Origin of the sequence: Pseudomonas sp. SIMBA_067 (assembly GCF_046534675.1) — a bacterium.
Taxonomy (GTDB): domain Bacteria; phylum Pseudomonadota; class Gammaproteobacteria; order Pseudomonadales; family Pseudomonadaceae; genus Aquipseudomonas; species Aquipseudomonas putida.
Genome location: NZ_JAWRYH010001379.1, coordinates 1 through 235, shown reverse-complemented (window position 1 = coordinate 235; position 235 = coordinate 1). Strand labels below are relative to the sequence as shown.

Sequence of the window (235 nt, the reverse complement as noted above, 5' to 3'; positions counted from 1 at the left end):
TTGGTGCTTCAACGTTCATAAGAACATAATGAGCTTTATGAAGCTTGTTGATTGGGTAAGCCAGTTGACGACGGCCCCAGTCTTCAAGACGGTGGATAGTACCACCTGCTTCAGTGATAGAACCAGTATAACGTTCGATCATACCAGATACTTGCTAACTCTGATCAGGGTGAACCATGAATACGATTTCGTAATGACGCATGGATATTCCTTACGGTTAATAGAGCCTTCTACC

1 protein-coding gene is annotated in these 235 nt (G+C 43.4%); it reads right to left on the bottom strand.

Features of this window, described 5'->3' with window-relative positions:
* On the bottom strand, positions 1-142 hold a 142-nt coding region (rpsF, locus tag SB765_RS33880; protein ID WP_410933068.1), incomplete at its 3' end, for a 30S ribosomal protein S6.
* Positions 143-235 lie beyond the last annotated feature (93 nt).